The 21,864-nt window shown below is 29.0% G+C and carries 7 protein-coding genes and 2 pseudogenes; 2 read left to right on the top strand and 7 right to left on the bottom strand.

Annotated elements, in window-relative coordinates; translation table 4 throughout:
- Positions 1 to 18 precede the first annotated feature (18 nt).
- Positions 19 to 4,503 (top strand): PolC-type DNA polymerase III, encoded by a 4,485-nt coding sequence (locus P690_RS0103795; protein WP_027122412.1) that lies wholly within the window; start codon positions 19 to 21, stop codon positions 4,501 to 4,503.
- 21 nt (positions 4,504 to 4,524) lie between these two features.
- On the top strand, positions 4,525 to 7,905 hold the full coding sequence (locus P690_RS0103800; protein ID WP_027122413.1) for an AAA domain-containing protein: 3,381 nt from the start codon (positions 4,525 to 4,527) through the stop codon (positions 7,903 to 7,905).
- 746 nt (positions 7,906 to 8,651) lie between these two features.
- On the opposite strand, the gene P690_RS0103815 is transcribed toward P690_RS0103800, so the two are convergent.
- The 7 genes and pseudogenes from P690_RS0103815 to P690_RS04610 form a co-directional block, all read right to left on the bottom strand.
- Positions 8,652 to 10,139 (bottom strand): hypothetical protein, encoded by a 1,488-nt coding sequence (locus tag P690_RS0103815; RefSeq protein ID WP_027122415.1) that lies wholly within the window; start codon positions 10,137 to 10,139, stop codon positions 8,652 to 8,654.
- Positions 10,140 to 10,147: 8 nt separating this feature from the next.
- Positions 10,148 to 12,093 (bottom strand): annotated as a pseudogene (locus P690_RS04665) (S8 family serine peptidase).
- A gap of 449 nt (positions 12,094 to 12,542) precedes the next feature.
- Positions 12,543 to 14,027, bottom strand: a complete 1,485-nt coding sequence (locus P690_RS0103825) for a hypothetical protein (protein WP_027122416.1) — start codon at positions 14,025 to 14,027, stop codon at positions 12,543 to 12,545.
- Positions 14,028 to 14,040: 13 nt separating this feature from the next.
- Positions 14,041 to 15,987 (bottom strand): annotated as a pseudogene (locus P690_RS04645) (S8 family serine peptidase).
- 315 nt (positions 15,988 to 16,302) lie between these two features.
- Positions 16,303 to 17,754, bottom strand: a complete 1,452-nt coding sequence (locus tag P690_RS0103835) for a hypothetical protein (protein ID WP_027122417.1) — start codon at positions 17,752 to 17,754, stop codon at positions 16,303 to 16,305.
- Between the two features lie 13 nt (positions 17,755 to 17,767).
- Complete coding sequence (locus P690_RS0103840) at positions 17,768 to 19,741, bottom strand: S8 family serine peptidase (protein WP_027122418.1); 1,974 nt, start codon at positions 19,739 to 19,741, stop codon at positions 17,768 to 17,770.
- Between the two features lie 595 nt (positions 19,742 to 20,336).
- Positions 20,337 to 20,567: a transposase gene (locus tag P690_RS04610; RefSeq protein WP_245576715.1), complete on the bottom strand. Its 231-nt coding sequence runs from the start codon at positions 20,565 to 20,567 to the stop codon at positions 20,337 to 20,339.
- Positions 20,568 to 21,864: the final 1,297 nt, after the last annotated feature.

Consider the following 21,864-nt stretch of genomic DNA (forward strand, 5'->3'; position numbering starts at 1 on the left):
TTAAAAAAGGGGAATAGAATGAATAAAAAAGAAATAAAAAGTTTTTTAGACAATCTTAATGACAAATTAGCTATTCCCCCTTCTTTACTAACGTTTTTAAGAAAAAGCGTTGTAAGCACGATAAAAAAGTTTGGTAAGAATAAAAAAACGTTAGAAATCAGTTTTATTCTTAACCAACCTTTATCTATTAAGTTGCATGAAACTTACCTTAATTTTGTTAAGCAGTTTAAAAACAAAAGTAAAGAACCTTATTTTAAGTTTAATTTTGTAGTTGAAGATTCGTTATGAAAAAACGAGTTGATTAGCAACTCAATTCAAGAGATTTATAAAAAAGATAAAAACTCTGTTTTTTATGCTGAAGCTATTGAACTAGTAAACGACAAGTTTTATCAGATGGTTTTTAGTAACCAAGATAATAAAGATCAATTTGATCAAGAGCTAAGTTGGTTAGCAAACCGGTTAGAAAGTCTTGGTTTTTATCATATTAATTTAACTAGCAAATTAGACTTAAATTTAGTTAGTGTTACTAGTATCAAGCAAGAAGCAAAAAGAACAAAACCAAAAGCTAATAAAGTTGCTAAAGAAGAAGGTTTAGGTTTAGAAGAATGTAAAGAAGAAAATAAGATTTTATCATCATCTCAGATAACAGAAATCAAAGATTTTGATCCTAATAAAACTACTTCTTTAACAACTTTATGAGCTAAGATTTATCATTTTGATTACAAGAAAAATGGAACAAACAAAATCTTAAAAATAGGTTTAGCAGATAAAGACAACGCTGTTACGATTATTAGTTGGATCTCAAGAGCTAAACATTTAACTAGTGAATACTTAGAAGGTTTCAAGATTGGTAATTGAATTAAGATTCAATTAAGAATTACCTCTGGTAAAGAAGATCGAAAATATATTGAGATCTTAAGAATGGATCGTGCTGATCAACCAGAATGACTAAAACCAAGCCCAGAAGATTTTTTAAATCGCCACGAATTCTTTTTTCACACCAAGATGAGTATTCACGATGGACTTAATGTTGTCGATGATTTAAAAGCATTTTGTGAACAAAACAAGATTAAAAATATTGCAATCACTGATACTGGTGTGGTTCAAGCGTTTGCTGATCTATCTTCATGGAAAGCCAAAACTGATAGTGAATCAAAAGTTCATTATGGTTTAGAAGTAGATCTTTTTGATGATCGTGATTTTATTGTTAAAAACAATAAAGATTTGCGATTGGATCAATTATCTTTTGTTGTGTTCGATATTGAAACAACCGGTCTTAATGCTTATTATGAACAAATTATTGAAATTGGAGCAATTCGCATAAAAGCAGAACTTAACCAAACCAATAACCAATTAGAATTTGTTCAAATTGATAAGTTTGAAAAGTTTATCAAAAATGAAAAACCATTATCAGAATTTACTAAAAAGTTAACCGGAATTAAGGACAGCGACCTAAAAGACGCTCAAGATGAAAAAACTGTATTAACAGAATTCGCTAACTTTATTAAAGATGATGATGTCTTAGTTGCGCATAACGGGATTGATTTCGACTTCATCTGAATTAATACCAAATTAGATAAATACAAACTAAAAAAACTTAATAATCCGATGTTGGATACTTTAAGATTGGCTTACCAACTTTATTTAATGAAAAGCTATACTTTGAAAAAAGTATCAGATAAACTTGGGTATGATTATGATGATAATTTAGCTCACCGTGCTACTTATGATGCTGAACTTTTAGCTAAATGTTTGATGAAAATGTTATCGCAAGTTTACGCTAAAAAATGAAGATCATTATTAGATCTAAATGATCAAGAAAAGTTGTTAAATGATTTAAGCGAAAAACAAAGAAAAAATGCGGCAAATTTAGATAAAAATGATGAAGAAGCAAACGAAAATTTAACACTATTTAACGAAAATTTATTCAACCGTATTCGATTAAGAAAAGCGCTTGTTTATGCAAGAAATTCTAAAGGTTTAAAAGCGCTGTATAAGCTTGTAAGTTTATCTTCAACTGAACAGTTTTATGGATCACCAAAGTTGTTTTGAAGCGATCTTGAAAAGTATAAAGATGATATTTTAGTATCTTCTCACCCGCTTAATGGGCAAATTGTACATGCTGCTAAGTATGATACAAATGATAATTTAAGAAAAATCATTAAAAAACACAATTTTGTTTTAGTTCCACTACCTTCATTATTTAAACAAGATATTTATAAGAAAAACATCGAAATAAGTCACGTTCACGACATTGTTAATCGAATTATTTCGATCTGTGAACAAGAAGGTGTTTTATATACTTTTAGTTCAGCTGCACATTACTTAAAAAAAGAACAAAAGCGTTTTTACGAATGTTTAATTACTGCTGAAATAACCGGTAAAAAGCTACATCACTTTTATGATCGTGACCTTTCAACAAACCAATGCGTTCCAGATTTACACATACGTAAAAATAATGAAGTCTATAGCGATTTTGGTTTTATAAAAGATTCGGAAATTTTAGCAAAACTAACCTATCGTAATGGTGAAGAAATTGCTAAGCTGTTTGATGATGAAGGGCTATTGCCTTTTCCCAAAAAATTACATCCGCCAAAAATTGAAGGTTCAGATGATAAACTCGTTGAATTAGTATGAAATAGAGCTAATGAATTATTTGGTGATGAGATCGACCCAATTATTAAATCAAGAATAGAATACGAACTAGATGCGATTATTAAAAACGGTTATGGAATCGTTTATTGATTGGCGCACTTATTAGTTAAGAAATCTAATGATGATGGTTATATTGTAGGATCAAGAGGTTCTGTAGGTTCGTCTGTAGTTGCTTTACTAGCAGGAATTTCAGAGGTTAACCCCTTAGAACCGTATTATTACTGTAATAAGTGTAAGAAAACTAAATTTGTTGATAATATCGATGACGGACACGATTTAGTTAATAAGCCATGTGAGTTTACACCATGTGATGGTGAAATGAAGGGTGAAGGTCATAATATTCCGTTTGCTTCATTTATGGGATTCAAAGGTGAAAAAACGCCAGATATTGATTTAAATTTCTCAAGTTTTTATCAATCTAAAGCCCATGATTATGTTCGTGAATTATTTGGCGAATCACACACAACTAGATGTGGAACGATCACAACGATGCAAGATAAAACCGCATTTCGAATTGCTAAAGATTATCTTGAACAAAGTCTAGGTGAAGAAGCTTCTGAACGTTTAGCAGGGTGATATGCTTCTGAAATGAGCGAAATTAAAAGAACAACAGGGCAACACCCTGGTGGAATTTTGGTATTCCCTAAAGATAAAGAAATCGAAGATTTCTGCCCTGTAAACTACCCCGCAGATGATAAAACATCAAAGTGAAAAACTTCTCACTTTAAGTTTGAATACCTACATGATACTTTATTAAAACTAGATATTCTAGCCCAAGAAGATCCGACTATCTTAAAGTATCTTTATGAAACAACTAATGTTAAACCTGAAGATATTCCTAATAATGATCGAGATGTTTTATCGTTGTTTAATATCGATCACTGTCTTGAAAGCGTTAATAAAAACCCAATTCTTAAAGGAGCTACAGGAGCATTAGGAATTCCTGAATTTGGTACAAAAACCACCCGTGATATTTTAAAAATTGCTCAACCCGCTTCAGTTGCAGACTTAATCCGTGTTTCAGGATTAAGTCATGGGACTGACGTATGAAGTAATAATGCGGCTGATTTGATTGTAGATAAGAACTACAAACTAAATGAAGTGATTGCTTGTCGTGATGATATCATGACCTATTTAAGCTCAATAGGGATTGAGAAACAAATTGCATTTAACATTATGGAAGATGTAAGAAAAGGCAAAAAACTAAAGCCTGAGTACGAAAAGATTATGAATGAATTTAATGTTTCTCAAGACTATATTGATTCATGTAATAAAATTAAATACATGTTCCCCAAAGCTCATGCAACCGCTTACGTTTTAATGGCTTGAAAAATTGCTTGATTTAAAGTACATTATCCTCAAGCATTTTATGCTGCTATCTTTTCTTTCAAAGCGAAAGAACATGATATTGAAACTTGTATTAACGGCGGAATTGAAGCCATTACCAGACGTTATAACGATATCAAAAGTTTAATTAACAAATCCAAGTATTCAAAAACTAAAACTGAACAAGCATTATCTAAAAAAGATGAAGACCTTATCCCGACATACGAACTTTATTTAGAGATGTTAGAACGCGGAATAAAGTTAGAACAAGTTAGTCTTGAACACTCAGACGCACTACACTTTGTTGTTAAAAACAACAAGATCTATCCACCATTTAATGCGATTAATGGTTTAGGGGATGAAATTGCAAAATTAATCGTGAAAAAACGTAATGAGGAAGGATTTAGATCTCAAGCAGATTTAAAACTAAAATGTAAGCTTAACAAGAATATTTGAAACTACTTTACCACTTATAAAGTGTTTGGTGATTTGAAGGCAGATGAAAAAATTCGCTTATACTAAAATATATAAAGTACATAATTTATGGCTAACGATTGAACTTGATTAAAAAACCGGTTAATTAATAATAAAACCCAATCTAACACCTTTTGAATCCGTACTAGAGGAAGCTCTGTAATGGATATAGGTTTACTGTTAAAGATGACTTCAAACATCTTTGATTTATCAATCAAAGGGATTTTATCTTACTTTAATAGTAATGATACTTTAGAGTTAGATTTAAGAAAATTACGCGAATTAAGCGATCTTGAAGCTTTTAATCTTTTTGGAATAGAAACTGCTAAGGAACTTTATAAAGAATACACTGATCAGTTTAGTAAGATTTATTCAAAATTAATCAAGCAAGAACATGAAACAGGGGATACTTCTTTATTTATAGGTCTACCAATAATTGAAGGTTGTAACCAATGAGGGGATAGTTACCGAGCACCACTTTTATATGTTGAAGTCGTTTTATATCCGGTTAATCAGTATCAAAAAATCGTTTTTAAAATCAACCGTTCAGAGTTTTCGATTAACACCACAATTTTAGCTGTAGAAGCAAGTAAACGTGGAATTTTATTTGAAAATAAATACGATAGTTCAAAATTAGATTTTGATAAAGCGTTAGAAATCTTTAGAACATTTGACATTGGGTTTAAAAAACCACCGACAAATGAATTAATCAAATTTGAAGAAATGACTAAAAAAGTTTTTCTTGAAAAATGAGAACAGAATGGTGGTATCAACAGCATAGTTAACAATGTTGTGTTGGGAAACTTTGATATTAAAGGCGATAAATTATTAAAGGACTTTACAGAAATTTTAGATAAAGATCCTGATATGGTTGATGAAGTCTTTAATAATAAGAAAGACTTATTATTCAATTACGAAAAGTTTGCTAACGAATATTCTCTAAGTGATATTTATCTAACTTCACATTTAGATTTTTTTCAACAACTTGCTGTTAAACACGCTCTTGAAGGAGATGTGGTAATCGAGGGACCACCAGGGACTGGTAAGTCTGAGACGATTCTTAACATTTTGATCAACGTTGCACTTAAAGGCAAAACCGCTTTATTCGTAAGTGAAAAAGCCACTGCAACCGAAGTAGTGTACAACCGCCTAGGTAAATTCAAACACCTAGCACTATACATCCCAAGTTTAAACAAAGAACCAGGGAAGTTCTATCGTCAATTCTCAGATTACGAGAATTATTTTAGTCAAAACTACTATGATCAAGTTCACAAAACACCAAATGCGACTTTTGATCCTGACTATTTAAAACAATATTTAGAACAATCTTATATCATCCATAAGATCTACAACTACGAAATCACTTCTGGTGAGAATATATATTCATTTTTAAACTTGATTCTTAATTACAAACCAATGGATGTAGATCATATTAATATTGATGATTACACACGGTTTGACGAATGATTAAAGATCTATACAAACCAAGATTGGATGGCTAAACACCAAGAGTATATTGCTTTATTTAATGAAATTGATACGAAATGAAAAGCAAGTACTTTTGCTACTTTTTTAAAGATCTATCGAAACGATCCGAATGATGTTAAGACATTATTATATGCAATTCATTTATATGCTAAAAAAGGAATCGTTAAAGATGAATATCGTGTTCCGTTCTTTTTCAGACCACATGAAAAAGTTATCGAATCAGCTAAACTAGTTACTCAACAGATTAACAAGTTTATTGAATTAGAGCAATACAAATCTGAGACCAAAAAGCGCACAATTTTAAAAAACTTAGAGACTGATATCAAGCGATATCACAAACAATACTTTAATTCATGGTTTGTGCAAAACCACTCTGGTGCATTCTTAAGTAAATTAAATAATGCGCAAAGTGCGTTAGATAATCTAACTGATAATTATTGTTCGGATGTGGATGTTTATATCCAATCATGTAAACGTAATCTAAAAGCAGAAATCATTAAAAATTTCTACGAACTTTATCGACAAGATAAAAGAGGTTTATTAGACGTTTGTCGTCAGGGGCGCAACAAATCATTTAAGAATATCGCATGATGGTTTAAACTTAATCGAGAGATCATTAAAAAGATGTTTAAGATCCACATTATGTCTTTTGAAACCGCATCTATCTTATTAGAAAATAAGAAAGATCTTTATGATTATGTAATTGTGGATGAAGCTAGCCAAGTATTTTTAGAACGTGCGATTCCAGCGCTTTACCGTGCTAAAAAATACATTATTGCAGGTGATACTAAACAGTTACAACCTTCTAGTTTTTTCTCGTCACGATCAGAGTATGATGATGTAGCTTTAGATAAGATTGCTGATGAAGAACTATTAGAGGTAGATGAATCTGTAAATGCAGTAAGTTTAATTCATTATCTTAAAGAACGCAGCCGAATTAATGTTGTATTAAGATATCACTATCGTTCTAACTTTGGAGATCTGATAGCGTTTACTAACGATCATGTTTATGATAATGAATTAATCTTCATGAACAAAGCAATCAAACAAAAAGAATCATTTGTTGTTCATGAGATTACTGATGGTAAATGAAAGGATCGCAAAAATATTCCCGAAGCTCAAGCAATCGTTTCAAGAATTCAACGTTTGACCAAGACGCCAGATTATAAAAAGAGTTTAGGAATTGTTGCATTTAATCGCAGTCAAGCTGATCTGATTGAATTAATGTTAGATAAACTTAACGATCCGTTAGTTAACGAATGGCGAGAACGAAACAACGATAATGGTGAGTACATCGGAATGTTTGTTAAATCCGTAGAAAACGTTCAAGGAGATGAACGTGACATTATCATCTTCTCAGTTGCTTATGATAAGAGTGTTGTAAGTTATGGTCCAATTAGTAGCACTACCAATGGTGTTAATCGTTTAAATGTAGCAATCACTCGAGCTAAAGACCGAATCGAACTGTTTAAAACCAACAAGGCATCTGAATACAATGGATGAGGATCATCTTCAGCCGGAACACGTTTATTTGTTGAATACTTAAGTTATTGTGAAAGCGTTGCTAACCATAGCGACTATACAACCTACGATCGTCAAACCACTGAGATTGAAGAAAAACTTAAAGATAAATCTTTAATCTTTGACGATGTAAAAAGCACTCTTGAAAAAGCCTTTGGTCAATATTTTAGTATTAAACGTAACGTAGATAATGGTTCGTATAACTTCGACTTTGTTATCTACCATGATGAGGTTCCTTTTTTAGTAATTGATCTTGACATTAAACCATTTAAGGGAATGGCTGATTTTAATGAAAGTTTTATTTATCGCAACATCTTCTTGAAAAACCGTGGATGAAAACATTTCATTATCTGATCTACAGAATGAAAGTTAAACAAACGCAAAGTGTTATTAGCTATCAAAGATATTTTGGATAAGAGAATCCAAATGAACCAAAAATAAGTTAAAAAACATTTTTAACTATCTAATTACTCTCTTAATGTAACAGATGTATAACAACTAAATTAAGTAAGGAGATGAGATTTGAATTGTGATCAAAATCTCATCTCCTTGTTTTTGTAGTTTGGTACAGTTTGAGACTTTGTTAAGTCTAACTTTAAATTCATAAATTTTTGTTATTAGACTAACGAATAAAAACCGAAGAAAAGGTGTGTAAGATAAATTTATTTTGCTAATTCTTTGATATTTGGGGCTATCTGATCGTTTTGTTTTTCTTCACGCGTTCTTTTTATTCTTGTGAAATTTCTTCTTTTCATTACTTAATCTTTTTAGTGTATAAACCGTTTTGATGCTTATTAGCATTTTTTTTCTAAACAACTCTAGTTTAGCAACGCGTTTTCGACCAACCAGAGTCTGTAAAACAGGCTTAGCAATATAATCAGCGATCTTTAATAGTTGATGTCGACTATTTGAACTAAATCGTTTGACAAATTCACAATTAATTTTTGAACCTGTCTAATTTGTTCGCCTTTTGAATTTATTCTTGTTTACCGTTTATAAAATTATATTAACGTTATCTTTTTAAATAAATTAATGGTTTTACATAAAATTCAATTTAGTGCATCTGAGAGAATAAACAAGTTCAGTGCTATATTTGGTGATAACATTAAGTATTCTTATACATTTGTCATAAAAAACCCAGCAAATGATTTGCTGGGTTTTTTATTATTAATAGTTATAGACTTAAATTAAACGCAGTTAAATTTATTAACTTGTTTTCTTTTTTCTATAACGTGTTTAGATACAAAGAATAATGTTGCAAAAGGGATATACATAAAGATTCTTGTTCTCTTAGAAAACATACCAGCTTTTGCATAAATTAAGAATCAACTAAAATATAAAGCTAAAAAGAATAAATTTGTAGTTGAGAACAGATCAGAACTTGAATACAATAAATAAGTGTAATCTGGATTAGTTCTTATTGGATATGGGAATCTCTGTGGCAGAATGCGATTCCCATCTCTTAAGCCTACAAGTTGTGGTTCAGCGTTTGCAACGAAAAATCCTCAAAATAAGATTAAGAACGATCATTGTGCTATTTCAATACCTATTAAACTTAATGATAATCCGATCTTACTTTTTCTAATTGTTTTAGGAAAGACATAAGGATTATCATCTAGAATGATTCCCATACTGAATACGATGAAAATGATCATCATTATGATGAAAGATGATAATCTAAAATATCTTAGTAAATATTCTTCTGAGCTAGGAATTGCTAAAAAATTAATTGAATAAGCATTAATAAATTTCTCAGATAAGATCAGCGTGTATCCGTTTTCGTTAGTTCTTATAATAAGGGTTATTGCTGTAGCCAGAAATGCTAAAACAGCAATTAAAAAGAAGAATGATAAATAAACAACTGTTGAAGTTAATTTAATCTGAAATACTGTTCTATTAGACAATAAGATCTTTTGGTATCATCTTAATCCTGCATCGTTATACTTTAATAACGTCTCATCACCATTTTCTGAATAAAATGGTCTCAAACTAATTAATAGACTACTAAAAGGAACTAATGATAAAATTCTTTCTTCTTTTTTAAATAAACTTAGTTTTAAATAAGGAATGAATAAAGCAATGTATAAAGCAAAGTAAATAATATTTGCAAAACTAAACATATCCTTATTAAAAAAGAAAGGAACTGTTGCTGCGTAGTTTAAAATTGATAACTTAAGGTCAGCAAAGAAATTATTATTAATATGAATGTATGGTAATAGACCAGTTTTGATGCAGCCATTACCAAAGTTTAGACTAGCTAGTTGGTCCTGGTAAACATGACTAAGAGATTTATTAATCGGATAAAAATAACCGATTAGAATTACCAAGAAAAATGCTCACGCAACTACTTGAATAATTTCGATCAAAGTTAATAAAATTCTAAATTTAAATCTTTGTCTAAGTAATTGATCACTAAATCTATATCCTTCTTTACCAGTTAGTAGAATAACCAAACCACTGATTGCAAATGAAATAAAGAAAATTAGTGGTAAAACAAGCGAGGTCTTAAATAGCTTTTCACTATAAACCGTGAAGTTATTTCCACCAGGAGATACAAGTGCATAAGACATTACACTAACAATTCCAGCTGTTGCAAAAAGAATCGTTGCTAAATAAACTAGAAATAGTGCTAACTGTCTTCTAGAAACATTAATGATTTTGAAATATTTTTTCATATTTAAAGTTAGTTTTTACCTGTTGCTCAAGATAGAGCTAACTCCACTTCAGGTTTTAATAGTTGTGTGTTTCTCTTAGAAACAACTAGATCATAAAAGCCATCTTCAGGAATAGTATACTTAATAAATTCATAATTTCTTTCTGTCTCAGAAGAAAATTTAATTTTATTGTCTTTTTTTAAGATTAGATCGTAATTTTCAGATAAATAATTGATCGAATTCACTAAATATGTTGTTTCTTTTTGGTATCTAGATTTTACCCCACCTTGAGTTGGATTAAATAGTCAAGACAATCCCGCTCTTAAAACATCACCCTTTCTTAAAAATACTTTATTCACGGTTAAAGAGTTGTCATCATTTTTACGTCTTCAAATATTATTTACTAACACCTGTCTGTTGTTAGTTCACCTAATGTAACTAAGATTATCAAACGCAGACTTGATCTTTTTATAGTCGAGTCTTCCAGTACCATATTGAGAATTTAATCCCGATTGATTCCTATTTCTATATAATGAAGAAACACCAAGGGCTGCTTTTGCAATAATGGAGTTAATACCCAATTTATATTTTTCTCTGTATTGAATTAATGTGTTGGCTAAGACTCCTGATATAAAAGGAGCTGAAAAGCTAGTTCCATCAGATAAGTCGTTTTTAAAAAGAAATCTTTCACCATTAGCTAAAATTAGTGGGGTGTTAGTATTTTCTGATCCAATAGATGAAAAATCACTTAATGAACCGGATGAATTGTTAGAGCCTACTATTATAGTGTTATAAGCGAGTTGAAAGGAAGATAATTTTCTATATTTTTGATTTAAAGAACTACCGTTGTTTCCCGCAGAGAACACATAAATCATTTCTCGATCGTTTGCTGTTATTAAATCAATATATCTAGAATAAAAATTATAACTGTAAAGAGCGTTTGAAGTACTTGGTCCGTTTCCTAGTGCTCAGGAATTATTTACGATCTTTACATTTTTTAAATTCTTTATATAACTAATTTCGTTTTCTAACCCTGTATAAGCAGAACTTGAATATGCTGCATAGTAATCATTTTGATTGAATTTTATACCGTATAAATCGTGATATAAATTCACTCCGTTATTACCCGAAATTACTGACGCTACTTCTGTAGAATGTTACCATATTTAGGAGATTTAAATAAAAATTCTTCTCAGAAAAGGTCTCATCGATTTCATACATTCGTTGTCTTTTTATCAAAATAGTAGGAATCGGTAGCGTCAATTAAAGCATTTCTACTATTATCTTCCTCTCCAACTTCTAAAACTGCAACACCAATTCTCTTCTGATTGTTATATTTAATTTGGTTTCTTGTATAATTTATTGCTTGAAGACGTTCATCATCTGTATATCCATTTGAAGCGAAATTAAAACCATATCTATTTTGTATTTTCTCTTGAACTAGATTTTTAATATTATCATATTTCAATTGAGAGTTAGCTTGTTCGACTGTTTCACGAGCTTGGTCATTTTCTTTCAGATAAAAATCACCAATTAAATCGTAACTGTTTAAAAATTGATCAAATTTTTCTTTATCATCTGAACCTTTTTTAAAAAAGAAAGTTACTAAATAGTAATCTGAAATAACTTTGCTTTTTCTTGCATCTAGAACTTGTGGCTGCTCTTTTATAACTTCTAGGATACTATTTCTGTCGTAAACAGAAATTTTGTCTTTAAAAGTTATGAACCCTTCATAATAATCGTTGTTTTCAAAATCATAAAGCGGTTGGTGCAACTGAGTAATCACTGCATCATTTGCAGAACTAGGTTGTTCGTTAGTTCCTAAACTATTATTAATTAATCGGTAGTCTGCTTTTTTAGTTAACTTATTATCGTTAAAGCCATTAGTATTGTGAGTATTTAAAATAAAAGGAATAGGAATAACAGCAGATGTTATTCCTAAAGAAACAAGACTAGCAATTTTCTTTATTTTCATCCTGTCTCTCCTAGATGTATTAATTAAATTAAGCCTAAAATCTTTTAATGAAGATTTACTTCAATAAAACCTGCATAATTAAAAAAATATTAAAGTTGTGTACGTCTTATAAGTAAAACACTAAAATTAAAGAATGGTTTATCTTTAAATAAATCATCTTCTTATTGCTTAGTTATAAACCAAACCTTTACAATGTCAAGCTTTTTTAAAACTGTTTTTCAAATTTTGTAAATCAATAATTTCAGCCTTAAAAAAGTTGCTTTTCATGATTGCTAATATAGTTATATTAATTTAAGGAAAAACGATCTAATTAATGGCAAAACATGAATTTTAGTTTTTACAAAACTTATATAAAAATTTAGTCTTATTCTTACTTCATAAGAACAAGAAGTAAACCATAATATTATTACTTAAACAACAAAAATCTATGAAATTCGAAATTTATTTAATTAAAGTATCTGACATTTATAAGAATTTTTTGTTTCTGTTTCTGTATTAAGTGCGTGATGTTTAACAAAAAACAACGAAGCAAAAGGAACGTACATTAATAAACGCGTTTTCTTAGAAAACATACCAGCTTTTGCATAGATCAAGAATCAGCTTAGATATAATGCTACGAAGAATAAATTTGTAGTTGTAAATAAATCTGAGCTAGAATAAATTAAATTAGTTAAATCTGGCTTAACGGGTTCAGGCAGAGGATATACAGCTGGAACAACTGCAACTGACGATATAATTCTTCAGCTTGCATTAGATAAAAAGAAAATTCACACTAATAATAAGAATGCTCATTGTGCAATTTCAATAACAACTAGAGTTAATGATAAAGTATATTTATTCTTTCTGATTGCTTTAGGAAATACTAATGGATTATCATCTAAAATGATTCCCATACTAAATACGATGAAGACGATCAACATTATAATTGCTGCCGCTCATCAAAATAACGATAATAATATTTCCTTTTCTGATATAGAATAATTTAAAAAGTCAATTGAATAAGCCGCAACATAAGTATCAGAAGGGATTAGTGTGTATCCATATCCATCAGTAAGAATAAAATATGAAGCGAATGCTGTGAATGTCAACACGCCAACTAAAAAGAAGAATGACAAGTAAACAACCGTTGAAGTTAATTTAATTTGGAATACTGTCTTGTTTGATAATAAGATTTTTTGATATCACTTTAAGTTTTCATTATTCTCAGTGATTAATCCTTCATGATTAAATCTTGTTGATTTTAGATAACTTAATACCAATCCGCTAAATGGAATTAAAGCTAATGCTCTTTGCTTTGGTTTAAATAAAATAAGTTTTAAGAAAGGAATAAATAAAGCGATGTATAAAGCAAAGTAAATGATATTTGATAATGAAAATACATCTTTGTTAAAGAAATATGGAAGTGTAGCTGCATATTTCAAAACAGATAATTTTAGATCAGCAAAGAAGTTGTTATTAATACTAATGAATGATAACAAACCAGTTTGAATGCTGCGATTAGTAAAATCAGCTGTAGCTATTTGTTCTTGATAAATTTGTGCAATTGTTTTATTAATCGGATAGAAATAAGCGATTAAAATTATCAAGAAAAACAATCATGCAATTAACTGCACAAATTCAATAAAAGCTAATAATGTCTTGAACTTATAAGTTTGTTGAATTAGTTTATTATCAAACTTATAACTTTCTTTACCGGTTAATAAAATTGCTAAACCGGTGATAGCAAAAATAACAAAGAAAACTAACGGTAAAATTAGAGAAATCATGTATAAATTTTCGCTATAAATTACGAAGTTATTTCCACCAGGAGATACAATTGCGTTTGTCATTAAACTGATGATTCCAGCACTTGATAGAAAAATCGTCGCTAAATAAACTAAAAATAACGCCAATTGCCTTCTGGTTACATTGATAATCTTAAAATATTTTTTCATTTTATTTTTTAACTTACTCTATATCAGTTGTTCATGATAAAGCCAATTCTATCTCAGGTTTTACTAGACGGTTTGAGTGTTTTGATACTACCAAATCATAATAACCATCTTCAGAAACAGTATACTTAATGAATTCGTAATTTCTTAAAGTTTTAGAAGAAACCTTTTCAAGTACGTCCTTTTTTAAAATTAAATCATAATTTTGAGATAAATAATTAATAGAACTTGTTAAATTTAAAGTTTCTTTTAGTTGTCTTTTATAAGTTGTTTGTCTTTCGGGGTTAAATAATCATGATAAAGCAACTCTTAAAACGTCGCCTTTTCTTAAAAAGATTTTTTTAACTGTTAAAGAGTTATCAGCGTTTTTATTGCTTCATACATTATTCACTAACACTTGTCTATTATTAGTTCATCTAATATAGTTTAGATTATTAAATGCAGAGCTTAGTTTTTTGTAATCTAATGAACCAGCACCATATTCATAATCTAAACCTTTTTGCACATTAGAATTGTCATATTTTGAAGAAACACCTAAAGCCGCCTTGGCTATTATTGAGTTGATACCAAGTTTGTATTTTTCCTTATATTGGATTAATGTATTAGCCAAGATTCCTGATATAAATGGTGCTGAGAAACTAGTCCCTGATGAGAAATCGTTTTTAAAAGAATAATTACTACCGTTAGCTAAAATCAACGGGACATTAGTGTTATATGAACCGATAGATGAAAGACTACTTTTTTTACCATTATAATCATTAGAGCCAACCACTATAGTATTATAAGCAAGTTGATCGCGCGATAATTTTTTAAATTTTTGTGCTAAGTTACCATTATTTCCAGCAGAAAACACATAAATCATTTCGCGTTCATTTGCTGTTACAAGATCAATATATCTTGAATAAAAATTGTAACTATACCATGCTTCAGGAATGCTATTACTATTTCTCACTCCTCAAGAATTATTCACAATTTTTAAATTATTCAATCTCTTTATGTAATCAATTTCGTTTTCTAACCCACTATATGCTGTTCCAGAATGCACAGCATTAAAATCGAACGGATTATATTTAACACCATATAGATCGTGATATAGATTTACGCCATTTGTACCTGATATTATTGAACCTACCTGAGTAGAGTGATTTCCATATTGTAAAGATCTGAATAAACCGTTTCTTCAGAATTAATCTCAACGATTTCTTACATTTGTTATTTTTGGATCAAAATAGTATGGATCTCTAGCATCGATTAATGTCTTTGAATCATTTTCTCTTTCCCCTACTTCTAAAAATGCTACACCAATTCTTTTTTCGTTATTGTATTTTAATTGATTTCTTGTATAAACAATTGCCTGAGATCGCTCATAATCTGTATATCCGTTAGATTCGAAATTCGAATTGTATCGATTTAGAAATTTTTCTCAAACTCTATTAGTTTTTGGATCATAATTAAATTGAGCAGAACTTTGTTCAACCGTCTCAACAGCTTGATTATTTTCTTTCATATAAAAATCACCCGAAAGATCGTATTTCTCTAAGAAGTGATCGAATTTTTCTTGATCATTAGAATTTTTCTTGAAAAAGAAAGAAACCAAATAATAATTTTCAATAATTTTACTTTTTCTTGCGTCTAAAACTTGAGGTTGCTTTTTAATAAGTTGTAAAATGCTGTTTTGATCATAAACAACAGCATTGCCTTTGAATGTTATAAAACCTTAGTAATATTCATTATTTTCAAAATCGTAGATTGAATTATCAGATCCATAAACAACTTCATTAGGTACCTTTTGTTCTTGTTTGTTAATTTGTACACCATTATTAACTAAACCATAATTTTTCATTTTAGTTAATTGATTAGTGATAGGAACATCAGCTTCCTTTTTTTGCAATGCAGCAGAGAGTGGTACAACAGACGTTGTTATTCCTAACGAAACAACATTAATGAATGTCTTAAGCTTCACAACTTATATCCTTATCTTTATTTTTCAAATATTTTTTTATTCAATTTATTTAATAATTATTGTAACTTATTTGTGCTAATAAAATTCAGGTTTTTATAGAAGTCAAACCAATTATTTGTTGCCAACATATTTATCTTTTTGGTGTTAAATAAATTGTTAATTTAAACATAACATATTAGGCATGAAAACTAAAAAAAAGCAACTTAAAAATAAATAAATATTTTAGTAAATTTTTTGTGAGTATATAAAATTTTCCGTTCACATTTAAGTTAACTAATTTAACGTTTATATTTGCTTTGCTAAAACTAATATTAATTATGGAAGATCATTATTATTGTTACTCTTTGTGTTGTTTTCAACCATATATTTATTAACAAAGAATAGAGAAACAAAAGGAACGATACTTAAAACTCCTGCTCGTTGCGCAAAAACACCTGATTTAATAAAGATTAAGAATCAAATAGAATATAAAACAACTAAAAAACTAATCCCAATCATAAACGTGTCTTGCGCTGATAAAAGTGGATTAACAGGTTGTTGCAGAAGAACCGCTGGTCGAATTACAGCAAATGTTGCTAAATTAGGGGTAGCGGCTATAAGGTATGGGTAGGCAACTATAAATAGGAGTTGGATAATCTCCATTATTATTAATAATAGTGATAAGTTAAGCTTATTTTTAGTTAATTTAGCACTAAAAACATATGGATTTTTGTTTAAAACAAGAAAGATGATAGATCCAATAAAGACAGGTATTGGAATTAAAAAAAGAATAGTTCCTTGAATTGTTGCTAACGTCTCTTGGTCTATAGAAACTTCAGATCTTAAATCAATTACATATCTTTTATTATTTTCAAGCGATCAATTAAGTTTATATTCGCCCTGATTTAAAAATGTGATTGATGCCGCAGATATCGTAAATACAACAATTCAAAAGGTGTAGAATATTAACAATTTGAACAGTTGTTTAGTTAATTTAATTTCAAATACACTCTTGTTTGATTCTAGGATTTTTTGATATCATTTTAGATTCACTTGTGAATCGTTATCAAGTGCTTGTTCGTTTAAGTTATTAGCAGATTTTAAAGAAATAACTAATCCAACAAAGGGAATTAAAGCTAATACTCTTTGTTTTGATTTAAATAGAGCTAATTTAATATAGGATAAGAATAAACCAAGACAAAAAACTAAATAAACTACGTTATAAAAGATAAATGCATTCTTATTGTAAAAGTATGGAAGAATTGCAGCATAATCAATGATCGATCTTTTAAGATCGACAAAGAAATTATTATCTATTTTTATAAACGCTAATAGACCTGAATAAATCTGATCATTAGCAAAATCTACAGTCGTGGTTTTTGTTTGATAAATCTGATCTACTGATTGGTTTATTGGAAAGAAATAGATGATTAATATTAATAAGAAAAATACCCATAAGATTAATTGAGCTATCTCAATAAATGTTATTGCTGTATAGATTTTCTTAGGACTATTAATTACTCTTGCACTAAACTGATATTTTTCTTTACCGGTAAGCAAAATTGGCAGCGTAATTCCAACTAGTAAAATGAAGAAAATCAGTGGTAAAAATAATGAAATATTAAATTTTGATTGATCATAAAAGAAATATGATAACAAGTCATTTGATACTGCTTGACTCATTAAAATCAGCATGCCAATACTAGCAGCTAAAGCAATTAATAGATAGACTATGAATAAGGTTAATTGTCTTTCGGTTACATGGATGGTTCGGAAGTTTCGGTTCATAGTGATGCAGTTTTTATTTGTTATCGATCGTTCAAGATACTGCTAAATCATTATTTACTGATTTAGATGTTTTAGATCCTTTGGAAATTATAATTTGGTAATAACCACTGTTTTTAATTTGATATCTTATGAATTCAAAATTATTAAGAGTTCTCGAAGAAGCAATATCGTTTCCGTTCATATCTCTTAAGATTAAATCATAATCCTGTGAAATATAATCAATAGAATCATAGTAGTTATTAGTGTATTTTTGAATATTTAAAGCAAAACTGTTTTTTGGTTTAAATAATCATGATAAATCGACTCTTAATACATCATTTTTATTTAAATATATTCTTCCTAAACTTAAATTATCAGAACTATCCTTTGAGTGTCATCCATTATTTACCGAAATATATTTATTATCAGTCCATTTAATATATTTCAAATTGTTGAATGCCGAATGAATTTTTTTATAATCTAAGATTCCTACACCGTAATTTTTATTTATGCCCTCTTGTTTCGATGTTTTGTCGTTAGCTTCATTTAATGAAGAAACACCTAATATAGCTTTAGCAATAATAGAATTAATCCCTAATTTATATTTATCTTTGTATTTTAAAAGAGTATTAGCTATAACACCGGATATAAAAGGAGCTGAAAAACTCGTTCCATATCGATATTTATCATCTTGTGTAGCATAATTTTCTCCATTTGCAAGTATTAGCGGACCACCATAAGTATTTGTTCCTCTTGAAGAAAATGAACTTAAGCTTCGGTTTGAATCATTAGATCCCACGGTTATAGAATTATATGAAAGGTTACTTCATGATAATTTTCTTGCTGATTCTATAGGATTATTACCGTTATTCCCAGCTGAAAAAACATAGATTAATTCTGGTTCGTTTGCAGTTATCAAGTCCATGTATCTTGAATAGAAATTATAGTTATACCATTGTTTTGTAACTGCATTTATAACTTTATTTTCTTGAAAATGTCCTCATGAATTATTAACGATCTTAACATTATCTAATTTCTTAATATATGAAATTTCGTTATCTAAACCTGATAACGCTAAACCGAATAAATTTAAATCATTTAAAAATGGTTGATTATACTTAATGCCATACAAATCGTGATAAGGATTAACACCGTTAACCCCTGAAATAATTGAAGCCACAGCTGTTGCATGACCGCCATAGTTAGGACGTCATATTAGTCCGTGTCAAAAAGGATCTCAGCGATTATATACCCTAGTTATATCTTTGTTGAAATAATAAGTATTTCCAGCGTCAATTAAGGCTTGAGCTTGAAGAAATCCTTCTCCTATTTCTAAAACTGCTACACCAACTCTTTTATTATTAGATGATAGCAATCGTGAAGTTTCATTTATAGCATTTATTCTTTCTGTTTTATCATAGTTATTAGATTCGAAATTGGGTTGGTATCTGTCTAAGTATTTAGTAGTGCCTCCTGATATCTCATTAAATGGACTAAATGGAATGTCGCGCAATATAACATTCGGTTTGTACTCAGGTTCTACATCAATAATATAAAAATCACCCACTAAGTTATTAGTTTTTAAAAATCTTTCAAATTTATTGTAATCATCAGAGCCCTTTTTAAAAACTATTTCAACTAGATAATAACCTTGAATAGCTTTACTGATACTAGCATTTACTACTAGTGGCTGTTTTTTAATGAGCTTTAGAATATTATTATTATCATAAACACGAAAATCACCATTAAAAGTAATGAATCCTTGGTAATAGTCATTGTTTTCAAAGTCATAAAGCTCATCGTAAGAACCGCCAGATAAATCTTCTGACGGATTAATATCTTGTTTATTAATTTCTATACTATTATTAACTAAACCATAATTACGATTATAAGTTCTTTTGGAATCGCTAAGTTTTCCAGTTTTATCATTATTAAAAGCAGCAAAAAGTGGAACAGCAGGAGTTATTATTGCTAATGAAATAATACTTGTAATTTTTTTAATTTTCATATCAATCCTTAAAAAATCTAATAATTATTTAGATAAAACTATACGTAAACAATCCAGGTGGTCATTAGATTTCAGTTATTTTCTCTTTACAACACAAACATAATTATTTAATAATAGAAATGCATTTTCATATCATCATTCAAATAATATGATTTTTTAGTTTAACATATTCAACAGCCGATTCTTTTGTTTCACAAAAAAATAATTCGAAATTTATTAACAGCTATTTTGAGAAATTTACGAAACGAAGCTAATTTTGTTTAATCTGAGTTTTTTTAAACCTCCCGTTTTTCTCAAATAAGTACTAAAATAGATGCATCAATTCTTCATATTTTTTTTAATTGAATTTCCAACTCCGCGACTATTTTTATTTAGTTTTTTATCTCTTGGGCTGTAACCAAAATGTACATAAAGATCTAATAGTTAGTTAGCTTATGTTATTAAAAGATTTTTTTGTAGTTAATAAACTATCAACTACAGTTTTCAACTATGTTGCTGATATAAACTAATCTCCATAAAGTTTTAGAAAAAGAGAAGAGTTTTTCTATGCTGTTTTAGTTCTTTTGACAACTTCACCTGCCTGCTTGGCTAGAACCTACTCACTTATTTTTTTTAATATTAAAGCTGTATTTTGCGTCTTCTCAACTGTCTCCGCTGTATATGTTTTTTTTAAGTTCCTTAAAAAATCTGATCTCGTGGAGTATGATACATATTTCGCGGCATTTCTAATCATATAAAGAGTGTAAGTAATATGCGTTGTTTTTTGGATAAATGTTTTCAATTGCTCCTTTAGGCCATCTGAAACTATAATGCATGTTTCAGACAATACTTGACCCTTCAGATTATCAACAAGGTTTGTTTATTCAGTATCCCATTCAGTGCTATAAGCTCTTTTTGACAGTCAGCATTGATTCCTATCACCAGATAAAGTATTTTATTTTCATACTTTTAACATCCACTTTCTGTGTTTTTTATCTTAAAACTTTGCAGTAATCATTATGGCTGGATAGTTGTTTTCTAATGGTCTTTCATGTCAATCGCACATCTCATTTTGAATAGTTTTTAAGCAATTTTAGATTACGCTAGAACTTACTTTAAAAACATACGTAGTCGTTATTTAATAAACAATTTCATTGTTTGAGAAACGAGCAAAAGCTAAAGAAAGAACATCTAAGATAACTTATTTTGAATGATTATTTGATATTTCGGGGTAATTAGGGAATCTTTCTTTTCGCCACGAATTCTTTTCATTCTTATAGGAATTTTCCTTGCTTACATTTAACATTTCTAGTGTTTGGCTGTTTTGATACTTAACAACATTTTCTCTCAACAATTCTAGTTTACCGATGCGTTAATCATCAACCTGAGCCTGAAAACAGGCTTAACAATATAATGAATGATGTTTAATAGTTACTTTCAATACCAGAACCAAATTGTTTAACAAACTAAATAATTAATTTTCAAATCTGTTTCATTTGCTCGTCGTTTTACTTCTTATTTTTTTTTAACTCTTACCAAATTATATTTAGCTATCTCTTTTAGGTTAATTAACTGTTTTACACAAAATTGATTCGGCGCTATAATTTCCTATAACGACGAATAAAGTTATTAATCATAATTAAATTAGGTAAACAAAAACAAAATCTTAATATTTAAAAATTTGACAGAAAAGTTGATTTTTTATATTAGTATAAGTTATATTAGTTGATTTATAAGATAGTCCAAGCTATCATTTTTAAATCTTTAAAAATGATATTTTAAAAAATCTTTGAATAAATAGATATATCTACTAATTCAAAGTTAGTTTGGATTATTTACATCTATTATTAGGAGATTTTATGAAGTTAAATAAAATTATAAGTGTAATTTCACTAAGGATAATGGAAGAAGGGATTAGAACAAGACAATAAAGATTCAACTAGTTCAATAAATTACGATGAACAAAACTTCAATTTGACCTTTAAAAAAACCGATGGTAGTTTTTTAAAAGAGCAGAATCATTAGATAATTTTGAATTTCTAAAAGTGTCTATTACTGAGGATAAGCTTACGAAATTGTTGTTTCTAAGCCTAGTCAAAAACCATCTAAAACAGAAACAGAACTAGCTTTATCTTGAACAAAAG

Source organism: Mycoplasma imitans ATCC 51306, from assembly GCF_000518305.1.
GTDB lineage: Bacteria > Bacillota_I > Bacilli_A > Mycoplasmatales > Mycoplasmoidaceae > Mycoplasmoides > Mycoplasmoides imitans.